Origin of the sequence: Pedobacter cryoconitis, from assembly GCF_014200595.1 — a bacterium.
Taxonomy (GTDB): domain Bacteria; phylum Bacteroidota; class Bacteroidia; order Sphingobacteriales; family Sphingobacteriaceae; genus Pedobacter; species Pedobacter cryoconitis_C.
In genome coordinates this window covers 169611-182014 of the sequence record NZ_JACHCG010000005.1, presented here as the reverse complement: position 1 = coordinate 182014, position 12404 = coordinate 169611, and the positions used below count along the sequence as shown (strand labels likewise).

The 12404-nt window shown below is 39.9% G+C and carries 14 protein-coding genes; 5 read left to right on the top strand and 9 right to left on the bottom strand.

Features of this window, described 5'->3' with window-relative positions; all coding sequences use genetic code 11:
* Positions 1–4: 4 nt before the first annotated feature.
* Entirely contained in the window at positions 5–238 is a 234-nt protein-coding gene (locus HDE70_RS23305; protein ID WP_183869350.1) for a DUF6358 family protein, read from the top strand.
* Here HDE70_RS23305 and HDE70_RS23300 read toward each other — a convergent pair.
* On the bottom strand, positions 219–1253 hold the full coding sequence (locus tag HDE70_RS23300; protein ID WP_183891979.1) for a dipeptide epimerase: 1035 nt from the start codon (positions 1251–1253) through the stop codon (positions 219–221). The genes HDE70_RS23305 and HDE70_RS23300 overlap by 20 nt on opposite strands.
* An 87-nt stretch (positions 1254–1340) precedes the next feature.
* Here HDE70_RS23300 and HDE70_RS23295 point away from each other — a divergent pair, with 87 nt between their 5' ends.
* Positions 1341–2309, top strand: a complete 969-nt coding sequence (locus HDE70_RS23295) for a hypothetical protein (RefSeq protein ID WP_183891978.1) — start codon at positions 1341–1343, stop codon at positions 2307–2309.
* Here the strand turns inward: HDE70_RS23295 and HDE70_RS23290 are convergent.
* Genes HDE70_RS23290 through HDE70_RS23280 form a run of 3 tightly spaced genes read right to left on the bottom strand, consistent with a single transcriptional unit; the run spans position 2306 to position 5419 of the window.
* Positions 2306–2932, bottom strand: a complete 627-nt coding sequence (locus HDE70_RS23290) for a rhomboid family intramembrane serine protease (protein WP_183869353.1) — start codon at positions 2930–2932, stop codon at positions 2306–2308. The two genes, HDE70_RS23295 and HDE70_RS23290, sit on opposite strands and share 4 nt — an antisense overlap.
* Before the next feature lie 25 nt (positions 2933–2957).
* Positions 2958–4670, bottom strand: a complete 1713-nt coding sequence (locus HDE70_RS23285; protein ID WP_183891977.1) for a M14 family metallopeptidase — start codon at positions 4668–4670, stop codon at positions 2958–2960.
* A gap of 38 nt (positions 4671–4708) precedes the next feature.
* Positions 4709–5419 (bottom strand): outer membrane beta-barrel protein, encoded by a 711-nt coding sequence (locus tag HDE70_RS23280; protein ID WP_183869355.1) that lies wholly within the window; start codon positions 5417–5419, stop codon positions 4709–4711.
* A 130-nt stretch (positions 5420–5549) separates the two neighbouring features.
* Here HDE70_RS23280 and pepT point away from each other — a divergent pair, with 130 nt between their 5' ends.
* A complete protein-coding gene (gene pepT / locus HDE70_RS23275) occupies positions 5550–6806 on the top strand; it encodes a peptidase T (protein WP_183891976.1) in 1257 nt (418 codons plus the stop codon).
* Between the two features lies 1 nt (position 6807).
* Here the strand turns inward: pepT and HDE70_RS23270 are convergent, their stop codons facing one another.
* The 5 genes from HDE70_RS23270 to HDE70_RS23250 all read right to left on the bottom strand — a co-directional run bounded on the left by HDE70_RS23270 (position 6808) and on the right by HDE70_RS23250 (position 11395).
* Complete coding sequence (locus HDE70_RS23270; RefSeq protein WP_183869357.1) at positions 6808–7818, bottom strand: LLM class flavin-dependent oxidoreductase; 1011 nt, start codon at positions 7816–7818, stop codon at positions 6808–6810.
* A 74-nt stretch (positions 7819–7892) separates the two neighbouring features.
* Positions 7893–8582: a class I SAM-dependent methyltransferase gene (locus HDE70_RS23265; protein ID WP_183891975.1), complete on the bottom strand. Its 690-nt coding sequence runs from the start codon at positions 8580–8582 to the stop codon at positions 7893–7895.
* Positions 8583–8601: 19 nt separating this feature from the next.
* Positions 8602–9705 carry a mechanosensitive ion channel family protein gene (locus HDE70_RS23260; RefSeq protein WP_183869359.1) on the bottom strand — a complete coding sequence of 368 codons (1104 nt, stop codon included), beginning with the start codon at positions 9703–9705 and terminating at the stop codon, positions 8602–8604.
* Entirely contained in the window at positions 9693–11114 is a 1422-nt protein-coding gene (locus HDE70_RS23255) for an MBL fold metallo-hydrolase RNA specificity domain-containing protein (protein ID WP_183891974.1), read from the bottom strand. The genes HDE70_RS23260 and HDE70_RS23255 overlap by 13 nt, the downstream gene beginning before the upstream one ends.
* Positions 11115–11188: 74 nt before the next feature.
* On the bottom strand, positions 11189–11395 hold the full coding sequence (locus tag HDE70_RS23250; protein WP_183869361.1) for a YtxH domain-containing protein: 207 nt from the start codon (positions 11393–11395) through the stop codon (positions 11189–11191).
* A gap of 93 nt (positions 11396–11488) precedes the next feature.
* Here HDE70_RS23250 and HDE70_RS23245 point away from each other — a divergent pair, with 93 nt between their 5' ends.
* The gene (locus HDE70_RS23245) at positions 11489–11851 is read left to right on the top strand and encodes a hypothetical protein (RefSeq protein WP_183869362.1); all 363 of its coding nucleotides are present in this window, start codon (positions 11489–11491) and stop codon (positions 11849–11851) included.
* A 99-nt stretch (positions 11852–11950) separates the two neighbouring features.
* Positions 11951–12394: a 50S ribosomal protein L13 gene (gene rplM / locus HDE70_RS23240; protein ID WP_068404336.1), complete on the top strand. Its 444-nt coding sequence runs from the start codon at positions 11951–11953 to the stop codon at positions 12392–12394.
* The last annotated feature ends 10 nt before the right edge of the window (positions 12395–12404 follow it).

Genomic DNA, 12404 nt, shown 5'->3' with positions numbered 1-12404 from the left:
TAAGATGAAGAAACAAATCGCATTAAATACATTTTATACCCTGGGTATTGTGATTTCTGTAATCGGCCTTAAATGGGCTTTCCAGAACGCAAATTATCCTGTTGTTGCTTTGTTGATCGCTACAGGTTTATTTTTCATTTACCTGAAGATCAAGATTGTCAAAGAAGTGAGAGCTGGTATCAAAGAAAAACAAAATATCGTGAATAATTCTTCCCCTGTTAAGGAAGAAACAAACTAGGAGAAAGACCTTCCAGCCCTAAGCCTGGAAGGTCTTTTAATATATACTTGCCTTCGTGCAGGGCAGGTGGCTCAAATGGATTGTTCTTAGTCAGAAAAGGGCCATCAAGATCTGCCCAGTCACATAATGGCGCTAAAGCCAGTCCGGCCTGAGTAGCAATCGAAGTCTCACTCATACAGCCAATCATGACCTTCATTCCATAAGAGCGGGCTTTTAAAATCATCTGATGGGCTTCATACATTCCACCGCTTTTCATCAGTTTAACATTGATGCCATGATAAGCTCCCTTAATATGGTCAATATCACTTAATCGTTGTACGGCTTCGTCTGCGAGGATTGGAATTGGACTGCGCCCTGTTAACCAGGCATTCCCTTCTATATTTGCCTTGTCCATCGGTTGTTCAATCAGTACTGCCCCCTGGTCATGTAACCAGTAAATCAGGTCTATGGCCATTTTTCGATCTGTCCAGCCTTGGTTAGCGTCTATATAAAGCGGTAAATTGCTTACGCTTCTGATTGCATTGATCAGTTCTTTATCATGACCTGATCCCAATTTGACTTTGAGTACTTTAAACCCTTTTGCCTCAGTAACTTTTTCTTTAATCAATTCTGGTGCGGCAATTCCTATCGTATAAGAAGTAACAGGCATTTTTGCCGGATCGGCTTTATAGATTTCAAAACATGGCTTTTGCAGGATCTTTCCATTGATATCGTTCAGCGCGATGTCAATAGCAGCCTTTATCGCTGGATTACCAGCGTCAATGCTGTCCAGGTAGGCCGTAAACTCTGCGAAGTTAAAAGGTTGCTTAAAACGTGCCCAGTCTACTTTTTGCAGGAATGCTTCTGCCGAACTATAACTTTCACCTAAATAGGGAACCATAGAAGCTTCGCCATAACCGTCAATATTTTCATAAGTAAGCTTTAATAACAATAAAGGAGTACTTGTTCTGGTGAATCCGGCTATAGTGAAAGGATGTTTAAGTTCCAGGTTGAAAGAAATATGAACTGCTTGCATGTGTTTTAAAAGCTTTTGGTAATATCAAAGTTAAAAAATGGGTGCCTCACCGAATGTAAAAATAATATCCCTAATATTGCGCTTAATATGACTAACACAATCTATCAGCCGTTTAAAAACTTCGACTTTAAATTCAAAAACTGCTTTTTGAGCGGAGATACTTTTGATGTACCTGTGATACAGACCAATGTATTGCCTGCATGGTTATTGGAAGTTGCGAATTTTAGCGGTAACGAACAGATTAAATTGTTAGATGAGTCTATCAGGTCATATAATACATTGAAAGTACCTGTAAGTGAAGAGGTGTTGCTTAATTTTATCGGCCCGCTGGAAGATAAGATAGCAGCGGCATTTGCAGAAGGGTTTGCCGGAGTTTCAAAACTGGAAGAAATGGATCTGTTTAAATGGATAGGTAAGTTTCTTTACAGCCTGATCTATATCGAGATGAATGCTGCGGTTAATTTGCAGCAATTAAGCGATGACGGATTAAATATGTCGCAGGGGCTGATGCATAAATTCGGCAATTTGCAAACTATGATCCAGAGTATTTACCGCAGTGTAGTACTGGAAGATTTTACCCCCTGGTCTTTTGTAATTGTACCGCTGGAGCAGGATGATATTCCCTTCAGTTTCAGGGACGAGATCAATACGCTTACTTTCTCTTTAAAACTTAAAGATTTTGGGATCATTGCCTGCTTGCAGGATAACGGGACCAATAAAAGATATCACCAGGAAATTCTGGATCAGATTGCAGGACAGCGCTTAACAGACCAGCAGTTTGAAGAATTGTGTGCAAGGTTCTTTTACTCTGCCTACCTGTTCAACCGTTTACCGGAATATACGATTATGCCTGTGGATGGATCAATCTATATTGATGCCATGCCTTTAAGAGGAACAACTAATAAACCATTATTTGACGTTTGGCAGCATAAAATTTATGCGCAGGTTTTAGAGACCGTCTGGAAACCCTGGGGAAATCTGCTGATGGAAATCAGAAAAGATCCCTTAGCACCTACAAGCTACTTCAACCCGCCTTCTCTGCCAGCTACGGATTAACCTCCGAAACGGGCAGTAATGGTTTCAATAAAATGAGGGACAATACCTGGCACAACTAATATCGTGATGACGATACCAGTAATTGCACCAAATAAATGCGCATCATGGTTAATATTATCTCTGGAACTTTTTGACATATAATAAGAGTAAACCAGGTATAATACACCAAATAATGCTGCCCAGATTGGGATTGGTAATGGAAATATCATTAAGGTATTCAGTGGATAGAACAGGATATAACTGAACAATACTGCGGAAATTGCTCCCGATGCGCCCAGGCTATGGTAATGATAATCATCTTTATGTTTGATCACTGAAGGAATATCACTTAAAATCAAACCGATAAAATAGATCAGTCCAAACCTCAGGCTTCCTACTGTAGCTTCCAGTGAGAAAGCGAAAAAATAGAAAGTAAACATGTTAAATGCAAGGTGCATCCAGCTTCCGTGTATCAGGCCGCTGGTTAACAGCGTATAAACATTGCTTCTGCGGTATACGCTGTAAGGATGAAGCATAAACTTTCCATACAGGGAACTGTCATTAAAAGCATATATACTTGTCACCAGTGTGAAAATGAAAATCAGAGAAGCGACAGGTGTGTTGATCAGATATTCTTGTATCATATGGGTATTCGTATCGGATTATAAATTATTGCAATCTAGCAATTGGATAGCGTAAATGTGTTTTTTCATAGTAATTTGAATTTTGATATACAAATTCAAGTTGCGCTGAAGGATTCTGGGCAAATGTACTATCTTTTATTTTCTTTTGATTCAACCTGGTTTTAAGCTCAGGATCATCTTTTAACAGCCCGGTGGCTGTGTCTTCAAAAACATAAGCGGAGTAATGTTCTTTCTGATCCAGTACAGAGTCAAAGAAATTCCAGTTAAAGAAAGAATCGGTAGCCTGTGGTTCGAGGGTTTCCATAATATACCTGTTTTGCGGCTGATCCACATAAACCAGGTAATCTCCTTTATAGAATTTTAAGGTCTGTTTCTTGGTACTCAGTTGCACGTTATTGTGAATATAATGCCCCTCATAAGGTCTTGATGCTGTTTTATAATCTTCGATATAGTAAACATCGACTGCAAGCTCTTTATCTTCCTGAAGTTCCTGTACCCTGACTCCGTTTAATTTTAGCAAGCCGATTACCTTGTCCCATGCTTTGGGAATGACGTAAGCCGCTGGTTTTGCTACAGTAAGCTGCGGTTCAAACTTATTCCAGTATTTGATCTTTTTTGTATAAGGATCATTCCGGTCATAATAAAGCCTGTCAGCACCACTTACTGCACTGGGTTTATATTTTGCAGCAAAGCCTTTAAATGTAATCAGTTCGTAGGTAGTTTCATTGAGTTTCCAGTTCAAAGGGAATTCTTTTTGTATGGAAGCAGCTTCATCAGCTTTACGCTTGTTTTCCCCGATAATTTTTGCATCTCTGCTCACCAGGTCAACATAAGTCTGAAGTAATTGATAGGTAGACTCAACTCTTTTCTGATAAGCCTTTAACATATGCGTTTCTGGCATAAAGCCAATACTATTGTGTAAAGCTGCATAACCGGTTGAGTAGCGTGGAGTCTCCAGAAAACCCGTGATTCCGGCATCTGGTGTGGCTTCTACCGAGTTGATATAAGGAATGAGTTCATATCCTTTTTTCTTCATTCCCGCATATAAAGCCGGAACCATAGTTTTGGTCAGGTACTCCGCTAAAATAGGGTTTAACTTATCTTTTTGCGTAGGGATCAGCGTCATTGTATATTGATAATCGGCGCCATTGCTGGTATGGGTATCTACAAAGATCTCTGGTTGCCAGGTATTGAATATTTCCTGAAAGGCAGCCGAGTTTTTGGAATCGGTTTTAATGAAGTCCCTGTTCAGATCGTAATTTTTGCTGTTTCCCCTGAACCCATAAGCTTCAGGCCCATTTTGATTTGCTCTGGAAGTACTGCTGCGGTTAAATGACCCGTCTATATTGTAAACTGGAATAATACAGATCACAACGTTATCAGGCAGACGGTTATCTTTTAATAAATCTCTTGCCAGCATCATGGATGCGTCTATACCCTCAGGTTCACCGGGATGGATCCCATTATTAATTAATAAGATTCTTTGGTTATTCTTTCGGAGTTGGGCAGGATCAAAGACTTTATGCTTTGATAAGACCAAAAGGTGAAGTGGTTTTCCAAAATCAGTCGTTCCATAAGAAAGGAGCTTTGCCTGTGGAGATACTTTAGCCAGTTGTTTGTAATAAGCGATAGCCTGCTCATAAGTGGCCGTTTGATTTTTATTACTAAGCTCGTAAGGCGTTTGCTGTGCAAATGTTTCCATCGTTAGCAGAATTAAAGACAATAAAAGATATTTCATTGATATGCATTTATAAAAGTACTCCGCATTGTTCCAGGTTAAAAGCGCCTGAATGTTTTCTTATACAGGCCCAGTTTTCCGAAACTGTATTTAAATCCAATAGTATAAAAGTTATAGATATCAGGTGTCCCGGATTTGTGGGTCAAAGATGAATTATCATAACCATCCAGTCCTTCGCCCAGGGTTATATTACTCTGGCAATTAATATTCAGGGTGTATCTGTAAAAACCTTCCCGGTCCGGAAAAAAGAAGTTGATCCCCAGGTTTAACGGAAAATATACATCATTTGAACTGTCTTCTCCGGGATATGGATGGTCAGGGTCTTTTACATTTACCCGCCTGATCCCTGTCATCTTATTTTGTATAATTCCCAGTCCACTGCCAAAATACAGGCCTCTGAGTTTGCCAGAAAGGCTGTTATAGTCAAAATCTATAAATTGTCCCAAAGATATTTTTCCATTCACAGACACGGCCTGGTAACCATTGATGAACTGTCTGTCGTCGGGGGCCGCATTGACATCCCCTCCGTTGATTTCTCCTTTTTGAAGTTCCAGGCCAAGGCTAAGATAGGGGGTGAATAAATAGTCAAGCGTAGCATATCCGGCCAGTCCGAAGTCATGTTTTTTAAGATCTGCGAAAGATTGGGTAATACCAGCGCCGGCACCAACAGAAAACTTGTAAAAATTTGATTGTGCAAAAGACGAAAATGCTAATGCCGAAAATAAGGTTGAAATAAGTATCCTTTTCAAGTTATGCTGATTGTTTATAGATAAAATATCATCTTTGGTTATCTTTAGCCTTTTAAGAAACTGTTTGAATATATTTAAAAACAGCTTCTGAATTTACTGACTAAGAAGGCCTTTACTTTTTTTTAAAATTATGCTAAAATATCATAACACTGGTAATTCTTTACAAAATAGATTTACTGAATACGTAAAAATAGATACACAGTCTGATCCTGAATCTTTAAGCGTCCCTTCGACTGAAAAACAGAAGAACCTGGGTAAGGTACTGGTTGCTCAATTATTGGAGCTGGGAATAACAGATGCACACCTGGATGAATATGGTTATGTGTATGCGACTATCCCTTCCAATACGACTAAAGATGTTCCTGTAATCTGTTTCTGCTCACATATGGATACTTCTCCGGATTGCAGCGGATATGGTGTAAAACCGATTATCCATACCAATTACCAGGGGCAGGATCTTGTTCTTCCTGATGACCATTCAGTGGTTTTGAGAATGAGTGAGCATAAAGATTTGAAAGACCAGATTGGCAATGATATTATCACTGCAAGTGGTACTACATTACTAGGAGCAGACAATAAAGCTGGTTTAGCTGAAATTATGGAAGCTGCTGCGTTTTTGATGCAGCATCCTGAACATAAACATGGTAAAATAAGGATCCTTTTTACGCCTGATGAAGAAATTGGAAGAGGTGTCGATAAAGCTGATCTGGAGAAACTTGGTGCAGATTTCGCCTATACTATCGATGGGGAAACCTGTGGTTCTATTGAAGATGAGACTTTTTCTGCTGATGGAGCAGTTTTAACTATACATGGTATTAGTTCTCATCCGGGTTTTGCGCGAGGCAAAATGGAAAGTGCGATCAAGATTCTGAGTGATATTATCAGTGCTTTACCAAAAGATACCTTAACGCCAGAAGCTACTTCGAAAAAAGAAGGATTTTTACATCCGGTTACGATGCAGGGGAATGTAGAACAAGCAGAAGCACATTTTATTATCCGTGATTTTGATGATGCTTTATTAGCTGAACATGGCCGCACGCTGGAAACCATTGTTAAACAAGTGATTGCTGCTTATCCGAATGCTACCTATGAGCTTAAGATCAGGGAACAGTACCGCAATATGAAAAAAGTACTGGATCAGCATCCACAAGTATTGGAATATGGCGTGCTGGCAATTGAACGTACAGGTATTCCGGTTAAAAGACAAAGTATCAGAGGTGGAACAGATGGTTCAAGATTATCTCTGATGGGCTTACCTTGTCCTAACGTATTTGCAGGAGAACATGCTTTCCATGGCAAGCAGGAATGGGCTTCCGTACAAGACATGGAAAAAGCAGTGGAAACTATTATCAATATTGCGCTGATCTGGGAAGAAAAGAGCAACTAAACTATTTCAGGTACATTGCTGCTAAAAGCTCGTAAGAGCGGATGCGTTCTTCGAAACCTTCGGTGATCGTAACAGCCATCAGCTCGTTTACTTTGTAATCAGCCAGCAATGTATCTATTTTTTCTTTCAATACATCTGGTGTTCCGATTAACATCCTTTGCCTGTTATGGTCTATTCTTTCCTGTTCGGCAGCGTTATAAGTTACATGTTTAATGTCATTGTAGGCAATTGGATATAATCTGCCTCCTTTTTCAAGTTGCAGATATCTGTAGTCCATTACGGCCTGCTGACGGAAGATAATTTCCTCACTTTCTGAGCAAAAAACACCTATACCTACATTTACTTCAGGTTCTGCTTTATCAATTGATGGCTGGAAACGGTCGCGATAAATCTGAACAGATTCAGGGCCGCCCAGCGGATTAATAAAATGGGCAAAAGACATTCCCATGCCAAAATGTGCTGCAAATAAACCACTCTGTCCACTCGAACTTAATAACCACATCGGTGGTACGGTTGCTGCTTGCGGAATAGCAATGATTTTTTCCTGTATCGTGCCTGGTTCTCCGGAATCATGCAGGTAGTTTCTCAGGTCATTCAGCTGCTCTAAAAAGTCCTGTTCTCTCCACTGGTTAGACGGATTAAGTACGCTGGCAGTAATCCGGTCTGTGCCGGGAGCTCTGCCTAGTCCAAGATCGATCCTTCCCGGGAAAAGTACTTCAAGCATACGGAAGTTCTCCGCTACCTTTAGAGCACTGTGGTTAGGAAGCATAACGCCTCCTGATCCTAATTTTATATTTTTAGTCTGACCAGCCAGGTGTGCAATCAGAATTTCGGGGGTTGAGCCGGCAAGTGCTGTCGTATTGTGATGCTCAGAAACCCAGAAACGGGTATAACCGAGGTTGTCCGCCATTTTTGCGAGCTCAACGGTTTCCTGTATGGCCTGTTGTGCGGAAACACCTTTTCTAACAGGTGACTGATCAAGAATGCTTAATTGAATTGAAGGATTACTCATATGGACAAATTGTATCACAAAAATACAATGTCTGTTTCTGGCAAATGAGTTTCTTAATTATTGTGACTTCCAGATTATTGAGTGACCCTCATTTCTGCAAGATACTGATCCTGGCCATCATCAAATAGCAGGTGACATTCCCAGCCACATTCTTTAGCGATCTGTTTCAGCAGCTGAGGATCAAGGTATAACCAGTTGAACCATTCTCCTTTTTGATCTTTATATTCGTATTGATAAGCAATCTCCCCGTGATATTTACCAGCAGGTTTCTCCATATCTTCATATAAATAGGAAATGTCCGAAGTATCAAATAATAATTGTCCGTCTTCGTTTAACAGGGATTTTGCGTGATTGAGGAATGTTTTGAAGCCATCAATTGTACCTGTCAGTCCAATTCCGTTCATCAGGAATAATAAAGTATCAAACTTTTCTCCCTGGTAACTGAAAACATCTCCTTGTACCGCATGCTGTACGCCTCTTGTTTTCATGATTTCTACGGCAATTGGTGAAATGTCCAATGCGATCACATCAAAGCCGCGTTCTTGCAGAATAAGAGCATGACTGCCTGCTCCTCCGCCAACGTCAAGTACTCTGCCCTCACAAAGATCCATCGCTTCCAGTTCTATGTCCGGCATTTCTTCTTCTGTACGAAAAAAGATGTCCACAGGCATCTCTTCCGGTTCATCATAAGAATTATGCAGCAATAGTGTTGCTGCGGTACCATTTGTAAACTGATCTTGTAAAGCACTTCCGAAAACGTCCATTGGGGGCAAAGGTATTAAATTATTTTTTCTGAAGGACGGCGTCTTCTGCCCCCTGATAGCTATTGCTATTATATTCCAGTCTTGTTTTAGGCAGGCTGTCCGGATAGTTCGCTCTGATAAAAGCAATCATTTCTTCACGGACATAACAACGAAGATCAAATGCCTGAGAAGAATTGCGTGCACTCATTAAAAAACGAACTTCTACTGTATTTGCTTTATTGTCTGTGAGCTGTACGACATTAACCCTTTTATCCCATAAAGGATGATCAGTCAGTAACCTCGTTAATTCATCCCTTAGCGGTGGAATAGGAATTGTATAATCGAGGTATAGAAAAACAGTCCCTAATAATTGCGCGGATACCCTTGTCCAGTTCTGGAAAGGTTTTTCGATAAAATAGGTAATTGGTAAAATCAATCGCCGCTGATCCCAGATGTTGACCACAACATAGGTCAGTGTAATTTCTTCGACCCGGCCCCATTCTCCTTCAACAATCAGGACGTCATCAATACGGATAGGCTGTGTAAAAGCAATCTGAAAGCCTGCAAGTAAATTACCCAATGATTTTTGAGCGGCGAAACCAATAATAATACCACCTATCCCAACACCTGTCAGTAAACCTGTACCGATTTTGCGCATACTTTCAAAACTCAGCAGAATAATGGAAACAGTAACCAGGATAATCAATGAGACTACAAATTTCCGTATAAATTGTAATTGTGTCCTGATCTTTCTTTCCTTCAGGTTATCCTCTTTATTAAGATCGTACTTATGATAAAAATAATCTTCGAGTACTTTAATAATCCGGATAAGGACTAAAGCAAATATGATGGTCAGGGATATCTCTGTAATTCTGCTCAGCTGCGCCATGATGGATTCATTCATGACCATCAAACTCAACGATATATTCAGGAATAATAGCGGTATGAAAAGACCGACGGGCCCATTTAAATGTTTAATGATGGACTGAATCTCAAATGTTGCCCAGTATCTTGCGAAAAACTTAAAGACTTTCCGGATAATTATGGTCAGTATAGCGCCCAGCGCGCAACTGCTTACTGCAATGATTATGTTTTGCAGGAATTGCGGTACCGGGTAACCAAAAAATTCATTTAAATGCTCCATGCAGGTTCAGTCTCGCAATCAAATACCTGGTGGTATTCAGGAATAACTACATGTTTAAATCCATGTTCATTTAGTCTTTTGGCAAAATGCTGCTGTACCGGATATTCTCCGTGTACCAGGAAAAGCTGTTTAACCAGCGCAGGGTCCTGAGAAGAAAGGAACTGAAGCAAATCTTCATAATCGCCATGTGCACTCATCGAGCGGATAGAACGAACTTCGGCAACCACATCAAGATTCTCTCTGAATAAATACACCTGTTTATCGCCAGCCATTAATCTGCCTGCCAGTGAACCTGGAGAAGCATAACCGACCATTAAAATTGTATTTTTCTGACCACCGATCGTATTTCGGATATGATGTCTTACCCTTCCTCCTTCTGCCATACCAGAAGCAGAAATGATCACGCAAGGTCTGTTGTCATTGTTAAGTGCTTTAGATTCTGCTACACTTTCGATGAATTTCAGTCCTTTGAAGCTAAATGGGTCTGCATCAGTTTTCATGACTTCTTTAACGCCATTGTTATAAACTTCCGGATGGTTCTTTAAAACTTCCGTAGCCTGAATGGATAAAGGACTATCTACGTAAACAGGCACATCTGGTAATTGATGCTTAAGTTCAAGATTATTCAGTGCATATAATAATTCCTGTGTTCTGCCTACGCTAAATGCAGGAATAACCACTTTACCTCTTTTTTCTATACAAGTATGCTGTATAATTTCACGCAGCATGCTTTCTATAGGTTCAAGATCCTTATGTAAGGAGTCTCCATAAGTAGATTCCATGATAATGTAGTCTGCCTGCGAGAAAACCTGCGGGCTTTTGAGTATCAGATCTCCATAACGGCCAACGTCTCCGCTAAAAGTAAGGCGGGTCGTTTTACCATCTTCCTTTATCGTCAAATGTACTGCTGCACTGCCTACAATATGTCCTGCATCCGTGAAACATACGGAGACTTCCGGACAAATGTCAAAACTAGTATCGTAATCTATAATTTTGAACTGACTTAAGGTTTTAATTACATCATCTTCCGTATAAAGCGCTTCTTCCACTTCTTCGTTCTGGGGCCTTTTCTTGTTTGCATACTCTGCGTCCTGCTCCTGGATTTTTGCTGAATCCATTAAAAGAATCCTGGCCAGGTCCATTGTTGCCGGTGTACAGAATATATTTCCTTTAAATCCTTCTGCGACTAAACGTGGCAGCAGACCGCAGTGATCAATATGCGCATGTGAAAGAATCATATAGGTGACCTTGGAAGGTTCAAAACCGAAATAGCTGTTCAGCTTTTCTGTTGATTCTCCCATGCCCTGAAACATGCCGCAATCTAATAGTATTTGAGTCTGGTTTGTTAAAGTAATCAGGTGTTTACTACCAGTAACGGCGCGCGCAGCACCATGGAAAGCGATTTTCATCGGTTATATTTAGATGTAATAGTCAGTAATGGCACCGGTAAGCATCCGGTGCCATCTATAAAGTTAAAAGAGTATTAGGCTCTTACTTTTGCAATTTTGTCTTTTACAGTATCAGCCACGTCAGAAATTTTGTCTTTAGAAGCATCCAGCAGATCACAGAACCAATCTGTAACTTTATCTTTTACGTCATCACTTTTATCTGAAGATAAGATTAAAGCTACCGCAGCACCAAGGGCAGCTCCTGCCAATATACCTGCAACTATTTTCGTTTCTTTTGTCATAATAAATGTCTTTTTGTATTAGTGTAACAATATGCGAATAAAAAGGTTCTTATTTTTATATAATAAACGCTGTTTTTCTGAAAAAACTGATACATGCTTAGAACTTTATCTTATCTGAACCTGATTTTTGCTGTCCTTTATTTTTTGACGTATCTGCTGAATGGTAATCGCTGGGTTGTTTTCGGCTTATTGATTGTCATTGTTTTTAACTGGATGGTGTTGCGGAATATGGAAACTGAGCAAACGAAATGGTCTGTGTTGCAATGGGTGGCCGGATTTGTGACTTTACTATATGCTTCCTATATGGGCTATAGTGCGGTTTCGTTATTAATTGATACGGTCAGCTATCATTATTATCCTACAGAAACGATTTTGCTGATTGTTTCTGGCTTATTATTCTCATTTACGATCTTTTTGCAGCTTTTAGCAAGCTTGTATAAAAAAACATATAAATAATTTGATTAACTATTTGACAATTACACATATTAATCTATCTTTGCAGTCCCTAAATCCTAGGGAGAAAAAATAATTGTTTAACAAATTAAATACAAGCAAGTGAATACGTTAAGTTACAAAACTGTCTCTGCCAATGCTAAAACTGTTAACAAACAGTGGGTTGTTGTTGATGCACAAGGCGAGATTTTGGGGCGCTTGTCATCGAAGATCGCAATGATCATCCGTGGTAAAAACAAGCCTGAGTACACCCCACACGTAGACTGCGGCGATAATGTGATCGTTATCAATGCGGACAAGATTAAGTTGACCGGAAACAAAATGAACGACAAACAGTACGTTTCATATACTGGATATCCAGGTGGTCAGCGTTTCATCTCTCCAAAAGAGTTATTGGCGAAACATCCTACACGTGTAGTAGAAAAAGCAGTTCGTGGTATGTTACCTAAAACAAAATTAGGTGCAAAATTATACACCAACCTTTTTGTTTATGCAGGTACTGAGCATCCTCATGCAGCACAATCACCAAAAACCATTACACTTTAATTAAAGGAAG

What these genes read in the sequence shown, in the direction of transcription:
- HDE70_RS23305 (WP_183869350.1), top strand. Translation starts at nt 5, where the DNA reads ATGAAGAAACAAATCGCATTAAATACATTTTATACCCTGGGTATTGTG.
- HDE70_RS23300 (WP_183891979.1), bottom strand. Translation starts at nt 1,253, where the DNA reads ATGCAAGCAGTTCATATTTCTTTCAACCTGGAACTTAAACATCCTTTC.
- HDE70_RS23295 (WP_183891978.1), top strand. Translation starts at nt 1,341, where the DNA reads ATGACTAACACAATCTATCAGCCGTTTAAAAACTTCGACTTTAAATTC.
- HDE70_RS23290 (WP_183869353.1), bottom strand. Translation starts at nt 2,932, where the DNA reads ATGATACAAGAATATCTGATCAACACACCTGTCGCTTCTCTGATTTTC.
- HDE70_RS23285 (WP_183891977.1), bottom strand. Translation starts at nt 4,670, where the DNA reads ATGAAATATCTTTTATTGTCTTTAATTCTGCTAACGATGGAAACATTT.
- pepT (WP_183891976.1), top strand. Translation starts at nt 5,550, where the DNA reads ATGCTAAAATATCATAACACTGGTAATTCTTTACAAAATAGATTTACT.
- HDE70_RS23270 (WP_183869357.1), bottom strand. Translation starts at nt 7,818, where the DNA reads ATGAGTAATCCTTCAATTCAATTAAGCATTCTTGATCAGTCACCTGTT.
- HDE70_RS23265 (WP_183891975.1), bottom strand. Translation starts at nt 8,582, where the DNA reads ATGGACGTTTTCGGAAGTGCTTTACAAGATCAGTTTACAAATGGTACC.
- HDE70_RS23260 (WP_183869359.1), bottom strand. Translation starts at nt 9,705, where the DNA reads ATGGAGCATTTAAATGAATTTTTTGGTTACCCGGTACCGCAATTCCTG.
- HDE70_RS23255 (WP_183891974.1), bottom strand. Translation starts at nt 11,114, where the DNA reads ATGAAAATCGCTTTCCATGGTGCTGCGCGCGCCGTTACTGGTAGTAAA.
- HDE70_RS23250 (WP_183869361.1), bottom strand. Translation starts at nt 11,395, where the DNA reads ATGACAAAAGAAACGAAAATAGTTGCAGGTATATTGGCAGGAGCTGCC.
- HDE70_RS23245 (WP_183869362.1), top strand. Translation starts at nt 11,489, where the DNA reads ATGCTTAGAACTTTATCTTATCTGAACCTGATTTTTGCTGTCCTTTAT.